The organism is Mesorhizobium sp. P2_D6 (assembly GCF_056404315.1).
In genome coordinates, this window is the sequence record NZ_JBFUEG010000027.1 from 29,956 (window position 1) to 49,568 (window position 19,613).

The 19,613-nt window shown below is 62.9% G+C and carries 21 protein-coding genes and 1 pseudogene; 9 read left to right on the plus strand and 13 right to left on the minus strand.

The features are described from left to right. The first annotated feature begins 27 nt into the window (after positions 1-27). The 3 genes from AC1D1L_RS31165 to ehuB all read left to right on the plus strand — a co-directional run bounded on the left by AC1D1L_RS31165 (position 28) and on the right by ehuB (position 3,968). A complete protein-coding gene (locus AC1D1L_RS31165) occupies positions 28-495 on the plus strand; it encodes an Lrp/AsnC family transcriptional regulator (protein ID WP_477345238.1) in 468 nt (155 codons plus the stop codon). A 457-nt stretch (positions 496-952) separates the two neighbouring features. Beyond that, the gene (locus tag AC1D1L_RS31170; protein WP_477345240.1) at positions 953-2,485 is read left to right on the plus strand and encodes a Fic family protein; all 1,533 of its coding nucleotides are present in this window, start codon (positions 953-955) and stop codon (positions 2,483-2,485) included. A 610-nt stretch (positions 2,486-3,095) separates the two neighbouring features. Then, a complete protein-coding gene (ehuB, locus tag AC1D1L_RS31175; protein WP_477345242.1) occupies positions 3,096-3,968 on the plus strand; it encodes an ectoine/hydroxyectoine ABC transporter substrate-binding protein EhuB in 873 nt (290 codons plus the stop codon). Positions 3,969-4,063: 95 nt separating this feature from the next. On the opposite strand, the gene AC1D1L_RS31180 is transcribed toward ehuB, so the two are convergent. The 13 genes from AC1D1L_RS31180 to AC1D1L_RS31240 all read right to left on the minus strand — a co-directional run bounded on the left by AC1D1L_RS31180 (position 4,064) and on the right by AC1D1L_RS31240 (position 15,493). Beyond that, entirely contained in the window at positions 4,064-4,504 is a 441-nt protein-coding gene (locus AC1D1L_RS31180; protein ID WP_477345244.1) for a CopG family transcriptional regulator, read from the minus strand. Positions 4,505-4,509: 5 nt separating this feature from the next. Next, positions 4,510-6,489, minus strand: a complete 1,980-nt coding sequence (locus AC1D1L_RS31185) for a conjugal transfer protein TraG (protein WP_477345246.1) — start codon at positions 6,487-6,489, stop codon at positions 4,510-4,512. A 142-nt stretch (positions 6,490-6,631) separates the two neighbouring features. Further along, a complete protein-coding gene (locus tag AC1D1L_RS31190) occupies positions 6,632-8,371 on the minus strand; it encodes a relaxase/mobilization nuclease domain-containing protein (protein ID WP_477345248.1) in 1,740 nt (579 codons plus the stop codon). A 146-nt stretch (positions 8,372-8,517) separates the two neighbouring features. Further along, the gene (locus AC1D1L_RS31195; protein ID WP_477345249.1) at positions 8,518-9,390 is read right to left on the minus strand and encodes a lytic transglycosylase domain-containing protein; all 873 of its coding nucleotides are present in this window, start codon (positions 9,388-9,390) and stop codon (positions 8,518-8,520) included. Beyond that, positions 9,387-9,716, minus strand: coding sequence for a DUF736 domain-containing protein (locus tag AC1D1L_RS31200; RefSeq protein WP_477345251.1), 330 nt, complete (start codon positions 9,714-9,716; stop codon positions 9,387-9,389). Before AC1D1L_RS31200 ends, AC1D1L_RS31195 begins: the two co-directional genes overlap by 4 nt. Before the next feature lie 36 nt (positions 9,717-9,752). Further along, on the minus strand, positions 9,753-10,298 hold the full coding sequence (locus tag AC1D1L_RS31205) for a S26 family signal peptidase (RefSeq protein ID WP_477345253.1): 546 nt from the start codon (positions 10,296-10,298) through the stop codon (positions 9,753-9,755). Continuing rightward, complete coding sequence (locus AC1D1L_RS31210; RefSeq protein WP_477345271.1) at positions 10,295-10,786, minus strand: DUF2840 domain-containing protein; 492 nt, start codon at positions 10,784-10,786, stop codon at positions 10,295-10,297. The genes AC1D1L_RS31205 and AC1D1L_RS31210 overlap by 4 nt, the downstream gene beginning before the upstream one ends. Next, positions 10,783-11,838 (minus strand): replication initiator protein A, encoded by a 1,056-nt coding sequence (locus AC1D1L_RS31215; RefSeq protein WP_477345254.1) that lies wholly within the window; start codon positions 11,836-11,838, stop codon positions 10,783-10,785. The genes AC1D1L_RS31210 and AC1D1L_RS31215 overlap by 4 nt, the downstream gene beginning before the upstream one ends. Positions 11,839-11,855: 17 nt before the next feature. Continuing rightward, on the minus strand, positions 11,856-12,137 hold the full coding sequence (locus AC1D1L_RS31220) for a helix-turn-helix transcriptional regulator (RefSeq protein WP_140523012.1): 282 nt from the start codon (positions 12,135-12,137) through the stop codon (positions 11,856-11,858). Positions 12,138-12,209: 72 nt separating this feature from the next. Beyond that, complete coding sequence (locus AC1D1L_RS31225; RefSeq protein ID WP_477345256.1) at positions 12,210-12,383, minus strand: hypothetical protein; 174 nt, start codon at positions 12,381-12,383, stop codon at positions 12,210-12,212. A gap of 52 nt (positions 12,384-12,435) precedes the next feature. Next, positions 12,436-12,762, minus strand: a complete 327-nt coding sequence (locus AC1D1L_RS31230) for a DUF736 domain-containing protein (protein WP_113190782.1) — start codon at positions 12,760-12,762, stop codon at positions 12,436-12,438. 598 nt (positions 12,763-13,360) lie between these two features. Next, on the minus strand, positions 13,361-14,269 hold the full coding sequence (locus AC1D1L_RS31235) for a helix-turn-helix domain-containing protein (RefSeq protein ID WP_477345258.1): 909 nt from the start codon (positions 14,267-14,269) through the stop codon (positions 13,361-13,363). Positions 14,270-14,584: 315 nt separating this feature from the next. Next, entirely contained in the window at positions 14,585-15,493 is a 909-nt protein-coding gene (locus AC1D1L_RS31240) for a LysR family transcriptional regulator (RefSeq protein ID WP_477345259.1), read from the minus strand. Positions 15,494-15,761: 268 nt separating this feature from the next. Here AC1D1L_RS31240 and AC1D1L_RS31245 point away from each other — a divergent pair, with 268 nt between their 5' ends. The 6 genes and pseudogenes from AC1D1L_RS31245 to AC1D1L_RS31270 all read left to right on the plus strand — a co-directional run. Continuing rightward, positions 15,762-16,598, plus strand: a complete 837-nt coding sequence (locus AC1D1L_RS31245) for an alpha/beta fold hydrolase (RefSeq protein ID WP_477345260.1) — start codon at positions 15,762-15,764, stop codon at positions 16,596-16,598. A 58-nt stretch (positions 16,599-16,656) separates the two neighbouring features. Continuing rightward, positions 16,657-17,397: a 3-oxoacyl-ACP reductase family protein gene (locus AC1D1L_RS31250; RefSeq protein WP_477345262.1), complete on the plus strand. Its 741-nt coding sequence runs from the start codon at positions 16,657-16,659 to the stop codon at positions 17,395-17,397. Positions 17,398-17,409: 12 nt separating this feature from the next. After that, the gene (locus tag AC1D1L_RS31255) at positions 17,410-18,156 is read left to right on the plus strand and encodes an SDR family NAD(P)-dependent oxidoreductase (RefSeq protein WP_477345264.1); all 747 of its coding nucleotides are present in this window, start codon (positions 17,410-17,412) and stop codon (positions 18,154-18,156) included. 36 nt (positions 18,157-18,192) lie between these two features. Further along, positions 18,193-18,588 (plus strand): nuclear transport factor 2 family protein, encoded by a 396-nt coding sequence (locus AC1D1L_RS31260; protein WP_477345266.1) that lies wholly within the window; start codon positions 18,193-18,195, stop codon positions 18,586-18,588. A 16-nt stretch (positions 18,589-18,604) separates the two neighbouring features. Next, positions 18,605-18,985 carry a DUF427 domain-containing protein gene (locus AC1D1L_RS31265; RefSeq protein ID WP_477345267.1) on the plus strand — a complete coding sequence of 127 codons (381 nt, stop codon included), beginning with the start codon at positions 18,605-18,607 and terminating at the stop codon, positions 18,983-18,985. Positions 18,986-19,427: 442 nt separating this feature from the next. Continuing rightward, positions 19,428-19,613 (plus strand): annotated as a pseudogene (locus AC1D1L_RS31270) (IS30 family transposase); the annotation flags it as partial.

A 19,613-nucleotide genomic window follows, 5' to 3' on the forward strand; every position in this document is an offset into this window, starting at 1 on the left:
CAATAGTGACGCCCAGACGAGGGAAACGTGCCAAATCCGACGCTCGATGCAATCGACCTTAAAATCATCGCCGCGCTGCAGAAGAACGCAAAGGCGACGACAAACGAGCTCGCCGATGCCGTCGGACTTTCGCCTTCACCTTGCGCCCGGCGCGTCAGGCTCCTGGAGAGCGCCGGCGTCATCAAGGGTTACACCGTGGTCGTCGACCAGAAGAAGCTCGGCCTGCCGATCAGCGCGTTTGCGTCGATCAAGCTTGAACGGCAGCGCGAGGATGATCTCGACCGCTTCTCCCAGGCGGTGCTGCGCTGGCCGGAGGTGGTCGACTGCTATCTGATGACCGGCCAGCGGGATTACCTGATGCGCATCGTGGTGCGCGACCTCGAGGCCTATGAGCGGTTCATCAAGGACAAGCTGACGCGGCTGGACAACATTGCCTCGATCGAAAGCAGCTTCGCCCTGGGACAGGTCAAGCGCTCGGAAGTGTTACCTATCTAACCGACCGGGTATTTTGCGACGGCCAGTTGTCGGTACGGCACTCGCATTATCCTCGACGAAAGCAAGCTCATGTTCTTTGACAGAAAGTCCCTTAGGGCAATCGCGACCTCACTGTTACGGGATGGGGCGGCCTGTCACGTCGATATGACATTTGTTCCGAAAGGCAAATGTGAACCGATGCGGGTAAGCTCGATGTCGCGAATTCCTGTTGCCATCATTCTGCCAACAGGAACGTAAGCTTTAGCTGCCTCCTACAAACCCGGTTTTTCATGGTGACGCCGCCAGCGATTCTCCATACATCGCATTGATTTTGAAGATTTTTCTTGGCTATTTCGTGTCAAAAACTTGTAATGATTCATCATCAAAAACTTGTCTTTGCACACCATAATTGACTTGCGATCACACAGCTCTATATACTTGTGCTTGAACGGCACAAGAAACTTGCAAGGGCACGGCCATGGCTAAGCCTCACGAAAAACTCGCGGAATCGCTCGCCATCCTGCAAGACCGGCAGGCAGGAGGGCGCCGCATTTTCAAATCTCAAGAGATCACCCGGATTCATCGTGAGCGCCTACTCCAAAACGGATTCCTCCGTGAGGTGATCAAAGGGTGGTTGGTGTCCACCGGACCACAAGCGCCGGAGCAAGACACAACGCCTTGGTATGCCAGCTTCTGGGAGTTTTGCGCGATGTATTGCAACGAGCGTTTCGGGAAGGCGTGGTACCTTTCTCCCGAGCAATCATTGCTCCTGCACGCAGAGGCTACTGCGATACCACCGCAGGTGGTGATCAGCAGCCCTTACGGGGGCAACAATAAAATCGGCCTGCTATTTGGCACATCGCTATACGACCTCAAAATCAAGGATATGCCTGAAAACCTGACGGAGAAGAACGGCTTGCGCCTGTTTCCCGTCAATGCCGCCCTAGTCCGTGTACCCGAGGCATTCTTCCAGCGTTACCCAATCGAAGCCCAGGTTGCTATGGCTTCATTACGCAGTGTCTCAGGCGTGCTAGGGCTTTTGCTCGATGGAGGCCATTCGGCTATCGCCGGGCGGCTTGCCGGCGCGTTTCGGCGCATAGGGCGCGATGCCTTCTCTGACGAGATCGTCGCCGCGTTCAAGGCTGCACGCTATGACATTCGAGAGTCCGATCCTTTCGCTGGACAGGTCGGTGTTACTGCCATCACGTCAGGCGCGCCGCCGATCGTGACAAGGCTCCACGCCATCTGGGAATCACAGCGCGATGCGGTGGCCGAAATTTTCCCGAAAGCACCCGGGCTGCCGTCCGACAAGGATAGCTATATGAAATTCGTGGAAGATATTTATGAGAGCGATGCCTATCATTCGTTGTCGATTGAAGGCTACAGCGTTACGCCAGAACTGATCGACCGCGTGCGCGATGGCGGCTGGAATCCAGAGATCGATGAAGCAGATCGTGAGAACCGCGATGCGCTGGCCGCCCGCGGCTACTATCAGGCGTTCCAAAAGGTCAAGGATGCCGTTGCCGCGATTATCGATGGCGCACCTGCGGGTAAACTGACAAGGGATGCGCATCGGGAATGGTATAGAGAGCTCTTCGCGCCCTCAGTGAGTGCAGGCATATTGAAAGCGAGCGCGCTTGCCGGTTATCGAAACCATCCTGTGTATCTCAAGGGGTCATCCCACGTACCGCCGCGTATGGAGGCGGTACTCGACGGCATGGATGCGCTGTTCGATCTACTAGAAGCCGAAGCAGACCCGGCAGTTCGCGCTGTTCTGGGGCACTGGCTTCTCGGCTATGTTCACCCTTATCCTGACGGAAACGGACGCGTGGCTCGCTTTCTGATGAATGCCATGCTGGCATCAGGGGGCTATCCCTGGACAGTGGTGAGAGTGGAGGACCGGAAGGCATACCTTGCTGGGCTTGAACAGGCTAGCGTTGGGATGAATGTAAAGCCTTTCGCCGAATTCCTGGCGAAACGGGTCAAATGGTCCTCAGAGCAAGCTGGCTGATGACAGACAAGAAGATGATAAACCCTACGTTCCCATCAGTCTGATACTCGCGGGTCGAATAGAGGCGATTCTTGAAGCCACACAGGCGCTTCTGCGCCAAGGATGGTGCGGCGCGTATTTCGGCCGCATACATTTGCGGCCCATCAAGGGAGCGATTGCTTCCTCAGGCGCCTTAACTGCCGTCAGCCGATCCTCCAAAGTGTGCCGCAGGCTGTAGAGACTGTGCTCCGATGTCGGCAGCAGTTTCTTGTTGGCCAGCACCTTGTTGACAAGCGCCGAAGAGCGAGGCTGCCTTGTCACAATTGCGCGGGAGCCCTTCGGATGGCGTTTCGTCGCCTCCAGGGTTGGCTACGGCGACCTTGGAGGAAATACGCACGAGGCCGCGTAGATCAAGGCCCGCGAATTCCACCATCAACCCAATCGCAACTCCCGAAGCAAACGTATTCCCCTCGTCGGCACGAACGAAGAGGCTCTCACCTGCTGCAATCGCAATATTTCGTATACATTTTGTACATCTATATTGACGCACTGCCATCTTCAAACGTAGCGTCGCGCGGCTGAGGCGGAATGCCTGCGCGCAACAACTCAATCTCATGGGAGGACTGCACCGATGAAATCTCAAACCCGATCGGCCGCCATTGGCCTGGCCTGCATCGCCTATGCCGCGCTTGTTGGATCTCTGTTGCCGGCCGCGGCGGAGACCACAAAAGAACGCGTCTTGAAGGAAGGACGCATCGTCATCGGCATCCATAATCGCTCGCCATGGGGCTACAAGAAGGAGGGAACCGGCGAGTTGCTGGGCTGGCATCCGGATCTCCTCAGAGCTGCCTTCGCCGATCTCGGCCTCAAACAGGTCGACTTCGAGGTCACCGAGTTCGGCGCCTTGATCCCGGGCCTGATGGCCGGGCGCTTCGATGCCGTCGCATCCGGTCTGTCGATAACGCCGGAGCGATGCCAGCAGGTCGCGTTCGGCGCTCCCGATCTGAGGTCGGACGACGCGGCGATCGTGCTCGCCGGCAACCCCAAGGCGATCCACAGCTATGCGGATCTTGCCAAGAAATCCGACGCGATCATGGGCGGCGGCCGCGGCAGCAATGTCATCAAGAACGCCATCACCGAGGGCGTGCCGGAGGACCGCATCCTGCAGTTCCCGGATATCGAGACCAACATCGCGGCACTGCGCGCCGGCCGCACAGACGCCGCGGTGTTCTCGTCCCCGACGGTGATCGGGCTGCTGGCCGGCAACAGGAGCCCCGATCTGGAGCGCGCCAGCCCGTTCACGACGGACGCGAAGTCGATCAGCTACATCGCGATCGCGTTCCGAAAAGACGATGGCGATCTGCGCGACCTCTACAATCAGGGTCTGGCGAAAGTCATGTCGAACGGCACGATCGCCACCATCATGGCGAAGTACGGATTTGGTCCCACGGAAAACGTGCCGCCAGGATTGACGACGTCGCAATTGTGCGGAACCGCCAACTGACCGGCGTCAGAAACAGAAGCCGTCTGGCATCAACAGGGCGGGGTGGCGCCGCGCGCGCTCGGGCGGCGCCTCTGTCCGGCGACATGCCATTCAGATCATTGCCGTTCCGCGTCGCTGGACAGCGCAACGTCTTCGGGGATTTCCTGCCGCAAGGTTGGTCCCTTTGCCAGGCGCCTGCCAAGAGCAGAGACGAATGCCTCGTAGCGCTCACCTGCCTTGGCGCGCGCCGCCTGGGCCATCGGTTCGGGCAAGGCAGGCGTGGTCGCGAGCCAGAAGCGGATGAACACCGCCAGCGTTTCAATCGAGATGCCGACATCGCGCTCCAGCCGCGCGACCCGGCGGTCGATCCGGTCGAGACGCCTGGAGATCGCCGCCTCGCGTTGGACGTCGGCATCCGGAGAGAGAAAAGAGGCGATCGCCGCTTCAGCGATGAGCGACTGCGAGCGATCGCGCCGGGCAGCATATTCGAGCAGCGCCGCCATCACCGCAGGATCAAGATAGACGGAGATCTGCACCTTTTTCTTTGTCGCCGGCACAGTCGTCACAGCTCCATGCCATCGTCCGGATCGAGCGCGATCTGACGCGCCACGCCCCGCACGAGGCCAGCCACCCGGCTGCTGCTTGCAGCGAGATCATCCGTCTCGTCACGCGCGTCGATCTCGAATTCATTGACGAGCGGCGGCTCCGGCGCAGCCGAAGGATCGAGTTCGGGTTGCCGCCGCAATTCGGAGTCCGTCGATTCCTGCTGGGTTTTCACCACGACGGGCGCCGCAGCCAACCCCGCTGGCGGAAGCGGCAACGGAAGCACGGTCCAATCGTCAGGCTCCGGCTCGGCTCTCGCCCTAGGAGCGGGTGGCGGCAGAATGCGCTCTCGCAACCGCGGGTCTTCAAAATAGCGCGCCTTTTTCGCCCGGATCGGCGGCGTGCCCGCCAGCATGACGATCTCGTCACCAGCCGGCAATTGCATGATCTCGCCGGGCGTCAGCAATGGCCGCGCCGTCTCCGAGCGCGAAACCATGAGATGACCGAGCCATGGCGAGAGCCGGTGACCGGCATAGTTCTTCATCGCCTTCAGCTCGGTTGCCGTACCAAGGGCGTCGGAGACGCGTCTGGCGGTGCGCTCGTCATTGGTCGCGAAGCTGACGCGCACATGGCAGTTGTCCAGAATAGAATTGTTCGGCCCGTAGGCCTTCTCGATCTGATTGAGAGACTGCGCGATCAGGAAGCTTTTCAGCCCATAGCCGGCCATGAAAGCGAGCGCGGATTCGAAGAAGTCGAGCCGTCCGAGCGCCGGGAACTCGTCCAGCATCAGAAGCAATCGATGGCGATCCGCCCTCGCCTGCAAATCCTCGGTCAGGCGGCGCCCGATCTGGTTGAGGATGAGACGGATCAGCGGCTTGGTGCGACTGATGTCGGAGGGTGGAACAACGAGATAGAGCGTCGCCGGACGAGGGTCGGCGACCAGGTCGGCGATGCGCCAGCCACAGGCGCGGGTCACCTCGGCCACAACCGGATCGCGATAGAGCCCAAGGAAGGACATCGCGGTCGAGAGCACGCCGGAGCGTTCGTTGTCGGACTTGTTCAACAACTCGCGGGCCGCGCTGGCGATGACTGGGTGCGGCCCGTCCTGCCCCAGATGCGCCGTTGTCATCATCGCTGCCAAGGTCGATTCGATCGGCCGCTTGGGATCGGAGAGGAATGCCGCGACGCCGGCCAGGGTCTTGTCCGGTCCGGCATAGAGCACATGAAGGATCGCTCCGACGAGAAGCGCGTGGCTCGTCTTTTCCCAATGGTTGCGCCGCTCAAGCGAGCCTTCCGGGTCGACAAGAATGTCGGCGATGTTTTGCACGTCGCGCACTTCCCATTCACCACGGCGAACCTCGAGCAAAGGGTTGTAAGCGTCCGATTTTGCATTGGTCGGATCAAACAGCAGCACCCGGCCGTGGCGGGCGCGGAAGCCGGCGGTGAGGCTCCAGTTCTCGCCCTTGATGTCATGGACGATTGCTGAGCCAGGCCAGGTCAGCAGCGAGGGGACGACAAGGCCGACACCCTTGCCCGAACGCGTCGGGGCAAAGCAAAGCACATGCTCGGGCCCGTCATGGCGTAGATAGTGCGGCCCATACCGCCCCAGCACAACACCGTCCGAGGCGAGCAGCCCTGCTGCCTGCACCTCGCTCCTATCGGCCCAGCGGGCGGAACCGTAAGTCACGACCTTCGTCGCCTCGCGGGCACGCCAGAGCGACATGCCGATCGCCACGGCGATCGCTATGAAGCCGCCGGAGGCGGCAATCACGCCGCCGCGCGCAAAGATGCCAGGCGCGTAGGCATCATAGAAATACCACCACCAGAAGATGGCAGGCGGATAATAGACCGGCATGCCGCCGATGACGAACCACCGCGCCCCCAGTTGCTCCTGATAACCCAGCTGCCACGCCGACCATTGCGTCGATCCCCAGATCGTGAAGAGCACGATCAGGAATACAATGACGATCTGCCCCCAAAGGACTTTGGTTCCCGACATTGGGTCCTCCTTGTGCCGAGAGGTCAGCAAGGTTGATGCGAATTTCAACAGCCGGCTCAGCCCGATCGCGTCGCGTCGCGCTGTCGGCAAGGAAGACAGGGGATCGGCAGCCCAAGATCCCGGGCGCCAAGTGAGAGCGCCGTCACAGGCCGAGACCGGGCTTGCGGCCGAAACTCCAATCGGCGCCGCCATCAGCGCGGACAACACCGGACACGTGATTGCCGAGATGGCGCTCCAAAGAAGGCGTCCAGGGCACCAGCTGGAAGCCGAGGCCGTCATCGATCATCGCGAAACGGCCGGATGCAAGCGCAAAGCGCTGGTTGTAGGTGCCCGACACGGAGTCGCCGCTGCCGGCGCGGTTGAACGACCGGCCACTTTGGGCTGCCAGCCTGCTTCCCAGCGCGTCGAGTTCCCGTTGTCGCAGAGTGCCGATCAAGTTGCGTGCAAAGACTGTTCCGCCCGGCTGCCGCTCAGCCAGCCCCAGTCCGACCAGGTGTTCGGCGCGCCGATCGAGCGCCTGGCGAACCGCGGCGCCGAAGCCGCCATCGGAGAGAGCCGCCGCGGGACGGGCGAGCGCCTGCCGGTCGAGCCAGGTCGCTCCGTCCGCATCGACTTGACGTTCGATATCGAGATCGGAGCGCACGGCAAGCGCCACCCGTCGGCGCCCCTGAGCGTCCTCAAATCTGCGCAGCTCAACGATCGAGCCTGGCGCGCCGCTGCCCGCCGCCTCGAGATCGGCGAACCGGACGTGATGGCAACGGCCGTCGACGCCATCGATGACCGCATAGGCGGTGCTCTTGAGTTCGTCATCCAGCCCGCGCTCGATCAGGCGGCCGATAACCGGCTCCTCGATGGTCTCCGCGGCCAGCACATAGCTGGCGCTCGCGCGTTCGATAGCGCGGACCGAGAGTGCGCGATGCATGCGTTTGATTATATCGCCGCGCTCACCCATCGCACGCAGCGTTGCCTCTGCCCTGTCGCTGACAACCCATTGGCCAGGACCGAGCTGCTCGGCAAGGCCGAAAGTTTCCAGTCTGCGCAGCCGCCCCACCTTGAGCACGATGAATTCATCAGGCTGGCGATCGGCATGCGGCGCGAGATCGATGACACGGCTGTCGCGTGCGTCCCGGAGCAACTGGCGGTCGAGCCCGGTCCACCGCTCGGCCTCGACCTGACGCTCGACATGCCGGCGGATTTCGAGATCGGACCGGGGGCCGAGCTCCCGCGTGACCAGGTCACTGGCGCGATCGCGCATGCCACGGCTGATGTAGTCGCGTGAGATCACCAGATCATGGCCGTCGTCGGCCCGGCCACGCAGGATGATGTGGACATGCGGATTGTCGGTGTTCCAATGATCGACCGCGATCCAGTCGAGCGCGGTGCCGAGATCCTTCTGCATGCGACCCATGAGATCACGGGTAAAGGATTTCAGGTCGGCCATTTCGACGGCATCCTCGGGCGAGACGATGAAGCGGAAATGATGCCGGTCGTCCTCGCAGCGCGCGACGAAATCCGTGGCCGACGCTTCGTCGACTTCCGGTCCGAACATGCGGGCTTTCGCGTCGTCCCGTGTGACGCCCTCGCGCCGCAGATAGTTGAGGTGGAGCGCCAACGGCGCGCCACGCTTCGAATGACGAACCACGCGGGTCTTGATCATGGCGATGCGGGAGCGGCCGGTAAGCAAACGGTTGGCCTGGACGCTCGCTGCCCTGCCGCGTCCAAATTGGGAGCGCTTGCCTGAGCCGATCCCTCCGGCTCGCGACACGCCGCCGCCAGCCTTCTGGGCGGCCGCGAGCACCTGGGCGATGAAGGGCCGCGACGATTGGGATCGTGTTGACCGAATGCGACCTGGACGGACGCGGAACTCGCCCTCATCGGACACGGCACGCGCCCTCACACTGCCATAAACATAACAAATACAACGATTTGCATGCTTTCAACACATTGCGCCTGTTCGCTGCAATGTGCGGAAAGTGGCTAAAAGCCCAGCAAATACAACCAACCGACCGCCGCGCAATGTGCGCCCTTTTATCTTGCCATCCCTCGGTTGTTGCCCTGTGCTCTCCGCGCCTCATTGGCTGCGACGTCAAAACAGACGCCAGGGCGCGACCTGACGGCGACTTCGTCATCGCTGCGGTGTCCGGACGTCGGACCCAGTGAACAGCTGGTGCGCTGCGAACCGGCCGCGAAAAGTCTGCGCACCAACGGTGGCGACGAAACCTCGCCGGAGGGGGCTTCCTCGGACGGAACACCGGAAGCGGCCATGAACGCGGACGGCACGATGAACAGCGGCGCAACCTTCCAACTGACGGCCCTGGCATGACCGGCGGTGAGCGCGCCGGATGCATCACCACCGCCCCAGAAAGGGCGAAGCGTCGCAACATAGGCCCGGGTCTCAGCCGGCAGCGGACGGCCCTTCAAGGAGGCTTCGTAACGCCCTGGCCCCGCATTGTAGGCGGCCAGAAAGCCCGGTGAACCGTATCGATCATACAGCTCGCGAAGATAGGCGGTGCCGGCAAGGATGTTGTCGTGTGGATCATAGGGATCGCGGCCGAGCTGGTGGCGAAGGCGCAGCTCGGCCCAGGTTCCAGGCATGATCTGCATCAGGCCCAGGGCCCCCTTTCGCGACACGGCGCGCGGGTCGCGGGCGCTTTCGAGATGCATGATTGCCCGGATCCAGCGCTCGGAAACGCGGAAGCGATGCGACGCCTCGGCGATAGGTGCGGCATAAGGATCGTCCGCGGATTCGCGCGGGGCCGGCGCGGATTGTGCGAAGGCCCCTGTCATTGCGTGACAGACGATCAGCATGCCGCCGATAAGGCAAAGTGCTTTACGACGAACGGGCAACCAACTGACGGGCCGGCATTCGTGCGCAAAGTTCGGCGCCGATGGCCCACTCATCGAGTACGCTCCGGCCGCGCTTTCGGCCGAATCCAGCGCAGCGACCAGGAGCCGTTGTCAGCGAGGAAGAGACCGGCGCGAAAGCGCCGACCAAACAGCGGATCCTCCAATCGACACGACAGATAGTCTCCAGACGTCGGTCCGGTTTCCTTCCAGGCCGCGCCGACCTCGGGGCCGCTGCCGTCGCCGATGTGGATACGAAAATCAGGCGCCTTGCCGTCAGATATTTTGGTCGGCACGAGCACCAGCTCGGCATCCACGAGCAGCGTTCGAATGCGTCCGGAATAACCAGATTCAGTTTTGTGGAAGACGCCGATCTCGGCCATCGATAATCTCTTTCCTCTTGTTGGCTGGGCTGAATTTCAGTTCGCCGGAGCGAGCCAGGTGTAGTGGCCATCACCCCTCTCGTCCGTCCAAAGCGGCAGCGCGGCTCCGACGATCGACCTCGCCGGGAACGGGCCGAAATAGCGGCCGTCGAGACTGTCCCCGACCTTCCGATTCATGACGAAGATTTCGGCGGCGGCGATGACGCGGCAGCCCTGCCAGACAGGCAGGGCGCGTCCCTTGCGGTCGCGCTCCAGGGCGGTACCGACCGCGCGCCCGTCGACAGTGATGACGCGACTTAGGCGGCAGACTTGGCTCCCAGGAAGACCCTCGATGTGTTTCAGCATCGGCACGCCGGGGGGAAGGTAGCCACGCTTGGCAGCGAACTGGGCGACCTTGTCTGGCGGTTCGATGACAGCGAGCGCGCCAGCCGTTGGTACGGCCATTTTCCTGATCGCATAGAGCCCAAGAGGCGCGCTGGCCGATGCATTCCACAGCAGCAGCGGCGGCATCTCCAAGACAGCCGGAGCGACCGTCGCGACGACGGCCGCAAGCGATGCGGCCATGCAAGCGGCGCGGCTCATGAGGTCACCCGCTTGCGCAACAGAAAGGCCCGGTGCTGCTCGAGCGAATAGGCACGAGGCGTTGCGCCGGCAATCAGACGGTTGTGGGTCTGACGCCAATAGTCCGGTGCGGCTTCGGCCGGATCGAGACCCATCGCCTCGATCGCATCGACCCGTTGGAGAACGCGCTCAACCTTGTCCCAGCCTGCGATCCTGAGCAGGATCTCGCCGCCTGGCCGGATGTAAGGCAGCGTCTGATAAGGTTCAGCGGGCAAGGCCGCGCGCACGATGTCGATGCGCGAAACGACAGTGCCAAAGTCATTCGCCGCCCAGCGCACGAACGCAAAAACACTGCCAGGCGCAAATCCGACGACGCGGCGCCGCTTGTCGATGATCGTCTGATCGGCAGGACGTCCGAAGCGCATGCGATGTTCAATCCGCTTCTCGATCCAGATCAGCTCGACCGTCGTGAGGTTACCGCGCGGCGTTGATCGGGTAGACGACGTCATGTGTCGTCTCCCGCGCGCCGGCCAGCGCACCGACGCTCCTGCTCGCCACCGCCAGTCCGCGGCTTGCGCGCAAGACTGTTAGATTGAGAGTTAGACTCTAAGTTAAGAGCGCGATTTTCCGTTGCGGGCCCGTCCCTTAAGGCCGATCGCCGTTCCCGAAAGCACGAGGATGCGGTTCCCGATGGCACGATGGTGCGGGTTCCCGATGGCACGATCCTGTCAACCGGCGCGGGCGTCGGTTCGAAGGCCAGCAGCACACGGCCGCTGGCTTCGACTTCCGTGAACAGCAGATATCCCGGCAAAGGTTGGCGGCGCACGATGTCACGCAGTTCGAAGGCGAAGCGCTTGAGCGGCGAGAGGCTGCCGGACTTCTGATGCAGATGCCGGATGTCGAAGCGCCAGCCAGCGCGCTGGCGTCCGCCATGCTTACGCACCACCCGGTAGAGCCACCGGTCCAGCCCGCCGGTCAGCCCGAAATAGGCACGATCAATCGTCAGGATGAGTGCATCGTCCATAACGGCGCGATAGAACCAATCCGGCAAAATCAATTCGACGCCAAGCGGGCGGCCGTTCCGATCGAAGCGCTCCTGCCATTCATTGATCCATGAGAAGCGATGGCGCCGGCCCTCGGCGGGTTGGCGGATGGAGGTGACGACGCTTGTCGACTGCAGGCGATCGAGCGCCGCCTTGAGGCGCAGGTAGTCTCGCTTCGAGACACCGCGGCCGACGAAGGTCAGCATTTCGTATGGCGTCGCAGCCATCAGGCGCGACGTGCGCAATCCAGCATCCCGCGCGTTGACGAGATGGCTCGCGGCCCAGATCAGGATATCGGCATCCCAGATCGTCGCCATGCCGTGGTCGGGCATCGCTTCGACACGGATCGCCACATCGCCAGCGCGAAAGTCGATCGGCGCGATGCGCCTGGATTTGGCCAGAGAGAAGAAGGGATAGGCCATGAGGTCCTGCGCATCGCGTGGCGCGACAACACCGGGCAGCGCGTGGAACAGATCAAGCTGTCCGCGTTCCGACGGTTGCTGTGTGCGTCCAGACATAGGGGAGATCAGCCGGGTCAGCGCCTTTCGCGCCCGGCATAGGCGATCAGGCGGGCGGCTTGAGGCTTGGCGGGCAGCACCGACCCCTGCGGATCGGATGTCGACGTCATGGCGCCACGCTGGACCCAGGCCTGGAGGTCGTCGACGGCGTAGACGACTCGGCCGCCGAGTTTGCGATAGGCAGGCCCGGTGCCGTAGGTGCGATGTTTCTCCAGCGTACGCGCAGAAAGACTGAGGAAATGCGCTGCTTCCGAAGTGCGCAGGTAGCGCGGCGGCAATGGCGCGGCGTCGGCATTCATGGGATGTCTCCTTGCGGCCGTCGCGATTGAACGGCGATCGATGGCCAGGATGGAGGAGCGTGGGGACGGTGATCAGGTGCGCAATTGAGGGCCGCTATTTCGCACCGCAAAGAGGCCATCAGGCAGTGGCGCCGGCGCGCGCAGCAATTGTGATAGGCGCTCCACCATCTTCACGCCATCGCGCATCAAGCAGCGCATGATGAAAGGAAGCTCGGTCATGGCGCCCGGCGGCGCGGAAAGCTTCAACGGTCACCGGCAGAAGACGCCGCGCCCGGTACCGGGCGAGGCGTTTGCCGCTTCACTCACCATTACGGCGGTTGGGGCGGGACCAGATGAGGCTGTGGCCCTCGCCTTCCTCGTCGGCGAAGAGGTTGGCGTAGATCGGAGCGGTGAAGCTCGGATCGTCCAGCTTGAGCCCGAGATAGTCACGGCCCTCGTTGGAGCGCTTGGACCAGGCGGCGCCGATTTCGGCCTTGCCGACCACCACGCGGTGGCTTGGAGCGTTCTCGCCGCTGGCCCGGGTGTCGGGGACGATGCGAACGCCCTTGGCCTGGACGCTGAGGGTGACGATCTCGCCGGTGAACTCGTTCGCATTGGTCTTCTTGAAAGTGCCGATGGTAGCCATTTTCAGTCTCCGTTTTCTTCGTTTCCGAGCCCGCACCATGCGACCTCGATGGCTTCGTGAGGCCCAAGGCGACCGCCGCCGCATCGCTTGCGACCGCAGCAAAGCGGAGGATGGCGCAGGCCCGCGTTTCTTGGTTTCGCGAGGAATGGGCTACGCCCAGGGGAAGAAACGAGCGACGCGCCATTGCGGCATAGGCGGTCGAGGCTTCAGCCGTCCTTCGGCCAGATCAACCCGTTCGAGAGGAGTTGGTGCGCTCTGTGAAATGAAGGAGGGAGGCAATGGCGGCATCGGGGCTCAGAGACAAAACGGACTGGTTTGCCAAGACGTCAGCCTATAATGGCTTGCCCCGCATCAAAGCGTTTGCCCATCCGCTGCCAAGCGCATACGATGACACACTGCGCGTGTCGTGTTTTGGCCGTTTGCGGGCTGGCCGCTTTCGGGGAAGGTAGCGTCAAAAGTTGCCGTTCGTGCGGCTCGCGAGGCCCTCCAAGCTGTCGAGCGGTCGTCAAATGGGGCTTCGGCGCCCTGAACAGGCGGCTGATAACATATGCGTCCGTCACATTCCTCCCGCGGGCCCATGGAAGCGAAAGGATGCCGGCTACGTGCAGACAGACCGGCGCCACAGCCCCGGGCTTATCCCCGTCCATGCGGAAAAACTCCGCGTGAAGTGGCTTTGACTCGAAAAGCCGGTGGCCAACGCGATTCCCGCGAGGGATGTTTCGGTTTCGCGCAGGAAGATTTTCGCGCGCTCTATACGTTCCTGAAGCAACCACCGGTGCGGCGGAACCCCCACGCTTTTTCGGAAAGCCCTGCTGAACTGCGAAGCGGACAGGCCGCATTCCTTTGCCAGGTCGGCCAGGCGGATATTGCCTGCGAGATTTGCCCGCAGAAGCTCCTTGGCTCGCCGTTCCTGCAGCGGCGTGAGCCCTCCGACGACCAGCTTTACCAACGGGATCATGCCGCCATACGTCCTGGCCACATGATGCCCGACTGCGAGCATGAGGTAATCGACGAACACCTGATTGGCCTGATCCGGCGTCTGGAAGACCGGCAGCAGGGCTTCAGCCATGCCGCGCAAGAAGGCATCCGAATGGCTAACGGCCGGCTTGTAGCGAAGTTCGTGAATATGCGGCGCTTCGGCCTCATCGGCGACCGCTTTCAGCGCGCCCGCGGGCAGATAGAAATGCACGGAGTGGAACGAACTGTTGAGGTGAAAGGTCGGCCGGCGCTTGATGTCGTAAATGATCGTCTCGCCGGGTCGTAGTGAGGATACCGGCGCCGCTCTGCCATTCTCCCAATATTCGTATCGTTCGTAAAACTTGAGATGCACGCCCAGGAGGAACGCATCCTCCTCGATCGGCGGCGTGGACAGGATGAATTGTGGATTGTCGTAGCGCAGTTCGGTCACCGCGATCGTGGACCTCGGCAAGGCGCGGGTGACGAATGAACTCACCTTGGCGTTCAGCCGTCTGCCAAAGGCCTCGCCGTAACTGTCGCTGACTGGCATCCGCAGTCCCCGGCTTGCCGGATATCCGACGGATTGCCCGCAGCTACCGACGTCCTCCCCGATACGCTTTTTGCCAATTTCTGACAATCTGCAGCACCTTCGTGAAAGACGCCCCGCGCTGCGTGGGAAATGATTGCCAAATCCCGACCAGACCCACGGGTTCCGGTCAGAGCCTGATGGGGAAGGGCGCCTTCCCCAGTCCTGGACACTCGGAGGCTTGCGCTGATGATCGACCTGTCGCCGATGAGCCTGCGGGGCATGCGATGTTCAGGTTATCCAGGGGATTTTGCGGGCGCTCGGCGCCGCGACCTGGTGTCAGGGTTTCGTCCGTTGTCCAGCAGGCCCCGCCGCGATGAGCTGATCGATGCAGGCAAGGAACGCCCGCAGCACGGGCGACGGATTATCCGCCCGATATCCGACCGCCAGATCGATCGTCGGCGGCGCGCCGATGAGCGGCCGGCTGACGACGGACCAAGGCAGGAGCGGTTCGACATAAGCGGGAAGCAGGGCCACCCCCCGCGTCGAGGCGACGAGGGAAATACCCATCGCGAAATTGTCGATATGGTGGCTGGGCGTGAGATCCACGCCGCACTGCCGCAGGTAGGTATCGACGACGTCCCGCAACACATGGGGCACGTCCGAAAAGCCCACGAAGATTTCTCCCGCCAGCGCGCGGGGATCGACCGCATCTTTGGCCGCGAGGCGATGGTCGCTGGGCAATATGGCGACGAGCGGTTCCTTGGCGATGACGCGATAGGACACGTCGGGCCGGGGTTCGATCCGCAGAAAGCCCAGATCGATTTCACCGCTCTGGAGCGCGTCGCCGAGATCCGGCGAGTAGAGGCTCGTCACCTTGAACTCGATATTGGGCAATTGTCCGCGCAAGATCCGCGTCACGTGCGGCAGCCAGTCGACCTCCTGCCCCGTCAGGAAACCAACCGAGAAGGTCTCGCGCGCCGGGCGCGCCGCCCGCCTCGCCGCCTGCACCGCCTCCGCCGCCTGACCGAGCGCCAGGCGCGCATGATCGAGGAAGGCGCGCCCCGCCGGGGTGAGCTCGACGCCGCGCGCGCCGCGCGTGAAGAGCTGGGCGCCGACCTCGAGCTCCAGATCGCGCAACTGGCGGCTGAGCGACGGTTGCGCCGTGTGCAGCCGCTTTTCCGCGGCGACGGTGAGGCTGCCCTCTTCGGCGACCGCCACGAAGTAACGGAGGTGACGCAGTTCCATTTCAAGCCATGCCTAGCAGGTATGGTTGCATGACATACAAAGTCTTTTTCGTTGCCGCAACAAATACCTAGATACGCAACATCGAAGTGCAGTCGGACAGTGCGTCACGGTGCCGACAACGGCTTTCGGTGAGAGCGGCCGGCTGTCCTTCAGCAAAGGAATTCAGAAGCTGGCGATGCCCTTCGGGAATATCGCGATCGGGTTCGAACAGGACGGATTTTTGGACGCGCGGCGATTGCCGCCGCTCCTTTTTGCAAGGGCAAGAACGATGACGGCCGACACGCACGAAACCGCCCCGACCCGGTATGTCGAGGCCAATGGCATCCGCTTCGCCTATCGCCGTTTCGGCAAGGCGGGCGGCGTGCCGATCGTCTTCAACCAGCATTATACCGGTACGATGGACTATTGGGATCCGGCCGTGACCGACGGCCTGGCCCAGACCCGCGAGGTGATCCTGTTCGACAATGCCGGCGTCTCCAGTTCGTCGGGAGCGACACCGACCAGTTTCCAGGAAATGGGCGCCAACGTGATCGCTTTCATCCGCGCGCTGGGCCTCAGCCAGGTCGACGTCCTCGGCATCTCGATCGGCGGCTTCGTCGCGCAGGAGACCGCGCTCCAGGGCGGTAATCTCGTCCGCAAGATCATCCTCGTCGGCACCGGCCATCGCGGGATGGACATGACGCTCAGCCGCTCGGCGGAATTCTTCGCCGGCAGCTATGATCCGCCCGAACATCTCTGGCTCGACGTCCACTTCAAGAACACCGGAACCAGCCGCAAGGCCGGTCTCGCGTTCCTCGAGCGCAAGTGGCGCCGCAAGGATCGCGATCCGGAGGTGAGCGAGCAGACGATTGCCGCGCAGGGCGAGGCGGTCGGCAAGTGGATCTCGCCGGAAGCGGATTCGCTCGCTTACCTGAAGTCGATCAAGCAGCCCGTCCTGGTCGTGCAGGGCAGCGACGATGCGATCATCCCGACCGTGCACTCGCTAACGCTGCAGCAGAATCTGCCTGACGCGCAGCTCATCATCTACCCGGATTCGGGCCACGGCTCGATCTATCAATATCCCGAGCTGTTCGTGGCCGAGGCCACCCTGTTTCTCGACAAGTGAAACCTCACCCCCCTCGCGGCACGGCCGCGGGGCACCCCAACGTTGAAAGGAATGTTCCGTGACTAATCTGACCAACAAGATCGCCCTCGTTACAGGCGGCTCGCGCGGTATCGGCGCGGGCATCGCCAAGCGGCTCGCCGCCGATGGCGCGAGCGTCGCGATCACCTACACCCAGGGCGCGGACGCCGCAGCTCAGGTCATGAAGGCGATTGAGGCGGCGGGCGGCAAGGCAATCGCGATCCAGGCCGACGCGACCAATGCCAAGGCAGTCCAGGCGGCGGTCGAGCAGACCGTCTCCGCTCTGGGCGGGCTCGACATCCTCGTGAACAATGCCGGCACCGCTATCCCCAAGCCGTTCGAGGAATCGACGCTGGAGGAGATGGACCGTGTCATCGACATCAACCTGCGCGGCGTGTTCATCGCCACCCAGGCGGCGCTCAAGCATCTGCCCGATGGGGGCCGCATCATCACGATCGGGTCGTGCGTCGGTGAACGCATGGGGACGCCAGGTCTGGTCGCCTATTCGGCGACCAAGGGGGCGGTGAAGATGTTCACGCAGGGCCTGGCGCGTGAGGTCGGTTCGCGCGGCATCACCGTCAACAACGTCCAGCCGGGTCCGATTGACACCGATCTCAACCCCGCCGTGGGCGACTGGGCCGATCCGCAGATCGCGAACACCGCGCTCAAGCGCTACGGCCATGTCGACGATATCGCCGCGATGGTGGCGTTCGTCGCCGGTCCCGAAGCCGGCTACATCACCGGCGCAAGCCTTACCGTCGACGGCGGCACCAACGCCTGAGGAGGACGGGTCATGACGAACTGCAACGGCAAGACTGCTCTCGTCACGGGCGCGTCGCGCGGCATCGGCCGCGCGGCCGCCCTGGCCCTCGCCGAAGCCGGCGCGCAGATCCTGGTCCACTACGGAAAGAACGCCGCGGAGGCGGACGCCGTGGTCGAACAGATCCGCGCCAGCGGCGGGCGGGCCCAGGCGATCGGCGCCGATCTCGCCACGCCCGAAGGCCCGGTCGAACTCGCCCGCAAGGTCCGCGAGATCGCCGGCGAACGGCTCGACATCCTCGTCGCCAATGCCGGCATCGCCAAGGCGGTCTCGATCGAGGAGACGACGGTCGAGGATTTCGACGCCTTGTTCGCGGTCAACGTCCGCGCGCCCTTCTTCCTGGTCCAGCAACTGCTGCCCATCCTGCGCGAGGGATCGAGCGTGATCTTCACCTCGTCGCTCGCAGCGCATGCCTCGGTCGGCGTGCTGCCGGCTTATGCCGCGACCAAGGGCGCGATCGACACTTTGGTCAAGCACTTCGCCGCTCTGCTCGGGCCCAAAGGCATCCGCGTCAATGCGGTCGCTCCGGGCGTGGTCGCGACCGACATGTCGAGCTTCGCCAAGACCGATGAGGGTCGTGACTTCACGCTCGGCATCCAGGCGCTCCAACGCGTCGCCCAGGCGGACGACATCGGCGGCGCGATCGCCTTCCTCGCCTCCGACGCGGCGCGCTGGGTTTCCGGCGATACGTTGCGGGTTGACGGCGGCTCGAAGCTCTGAATCCCGCACGGTGGAACGGCATTGAAGGAGGCCAGCATGACGACGCCCGAACGGAACAAGGCCCTCGTGATCGAGGCGTTCGACGCCTTGTTCAACCGGCGCGATTATGCGCGCGCCGCCGCCTTCTGGTCGGACGAATATATCCAGCATAGCGCGCATATCGCGCCGGGCCGGGACGGGCTGTTCGATCTGATCCGCGCGGCCCCCGCCGACCTGCGCTACGAACATGACATGGCGGTCGCCGAGGGCGATCTCGTGATCCTCCACGGCCGCTTCACCAACACTGGCCTGCCGGCCGCCTGGGTGGCGGCCGATGTCGTCCGCATCGAGGACGGCAGGCTCAAGGAACATTGGGACGTACTGCAGGACGAAGCCACCGCGGCCGAATCCAAAAGCGGCTTGCCGATGTTCGGCAGGACCTTTCCAGCCTGAATCGGGGAAATTTCTCATGTCCGAACGTGTAATCAAGATTCCCGGACCCGATCATCCGATCACGATCGGCCCCAATGCCAGCCGCGTGATCGTGACGCTCGGCGGCAAGGTTATCGCCGACACCACCCGCGCGCTCACGCTGCGCGAGGCGAGCTATCCCGCCGTCCATTATATACCGCGCGCGGATGTGGACATGGCGGCGCTCAGCCGGTCGGACACGCATAGCTATTGCCCCTATAAGGGCGAGGCGTCCTATTTCGGCATTCCCGCGGGCGGCACACGTTCGGTGGATGCGATCTGGACCTACGAGGAACCATACGACAGCGTTTCTGCCATCAGGGACCACCTCGCTTTCTATCCCGATCGGGTCGACGCGATCGAGGAGCGCGCCGCCTGACGCGCATCGGGCGGCGTCTGGCTCCGAAACGCCCGAACTGCCTCGCACGAAGGACTCGATGATCACGCGCTTTTCCCAGACGATGCCGGTCGTGTCGCACCTCATGCTCACCGCTGCATTGCTTCTGGGTTCGGCCCCGTCATGAGGCGTGGCCCGGCCCCGGTATAGAGCACGTCGCGATAGAACGTCCGCACGGCGGTGAAGATGTCGAACAAGGTTTCGGGTCGGGGCGGTATTTACCTCGGTTCGTACATGCCGACCTGCCAGTTCGCCTTGAGTGATATGCGGATGCCGTACCACTTAATAACGGACGCCATCAACCATAGCTGAACCAATGGCAGCTTTCAGGATCGATGTATGCCGCGGCGAATGGCCGAGATTGGGTGGTGGGTTCAATAGGTCGCCGCAACACTCTTAATCTGAGAGGATGAGGAGGTGTTGCATGGTGACGTCACGGATCTGGTTTACGTCAGCGCAGAAGGCCGAGCTTTGGGAGCGATGGAAGCAAGGTCAGAGCATTTCGTCGATCTCGCGGGCACTGGACCGCCGGAACAAGACCGGCGTTCAGCGGATCGTATCCTTACACGGCGGTATTGCTCCGTCAGCAAGGCGTAGAGCGGCCTCGGCG